We start from the raw sequence: 1,126 nt of genomic DNA, 5'->3' as shown, positions 1-1,126 counted from the left end.
TAGTAAAGCTCTTGCACCCATTTCAGTGGGCAGTGCAGCAGCTTATGAGGTAGAATATTTTGCAACCGCTGCTCAAGGAAAGAAAGCTGATGATGCGGTTGCAAAGAGAGATATTGGTAAACTTGCCTACAAAGATAAGATCACTGTTAACGATATTAAAGCAAGTGGGCAAGCCCATGAGAATACGATTTTATCAGGGGATGGTTGGATACAAATATCACCTTTAGGAATTGGTGATATGAGTGCGGTTACATATGATCCCGATAATGTGAGATCAAATGTGTTTTCCATGGAAAATATGCATGAGGGTCCTACCAAAAAGATTTTGACTGAAGAAGAAAGATCAAAGCTTCGGTGGCTAAGTTCTACCCAGCCAACAATAGAAAAATGGTATAAAGGAAGTGAAGGTGTTTATTATCCTATATCTCCGGTAGATCTCAAAAATACCATCAGTTATTTTGCCATATCAAAGTCTTTTGGTATGTTAAAATCAGTCTATGATCCAGATAAAATAGAAAAAGATGTATTTGATATGGAGAATATGAAAGAGGGGAATGAGCACCTTATTTTAACCCCTCAAGAACGTGCACAGATTGCAAAAATTGATAAAATTGAAAATGATGTGCAACATGCACAGGAAAGTGCACAACAAGGGACACATACAGCAACTAAAGCAAAAGAGGCAGCAGAGAGTGTATTAGATACGGCGAGTGTTGCACAAAAAAATGCTACGGATGCAAAAGCTATTGCTACCACTGCACAAACAGCAGCTAATAAAGCGCAAGATGTAGCGCACAGTGTAGAGAAAAAAGTTGATCTCATTCAACCTCTTGCCAAACAAGACTGGATTGATGGAACAAAAACAATAGACGCACTTATCTCACCAGCCAACCTCATGGCTTCAATCAAAGCCAATAGCCTAAATGATAATGGTAGCAATGATAGTGGATATAGAAAACCTGTTGAAATCCTTATAACAGAAAGTGGAGACATTCCTTGGCCAGAAGGTGTTACTGATGAGACAGAACTTGAGATATGGGCTTGGGGTGGCGGCGATGCTGGGAGGGATAGTCTTTATGGTGGCACTGGCGGCGAAGGTGGTTTTGGTGGTTGTTGTACGTACGTA

Annotated in this window: 1 pseudogene; it reads left to right on the top strand. The window is 40.3% G+C overall.

Features of this window, described 5'->3' with window-relative positions:
- Positions 1-1,126, top strand: a pseudogene (locus ACFIO5_RS10410) (hypothetical protein); the annotation flags it as partial.

This window comes from Bartonella sp. AA86SXKL, from assembly GCF_042196885.1.
The sequence above is the reverse complement of the archived record's forward strand: the minus strand, read 5'-3'. Positions and strand labels throughout refer to the sequence as shown.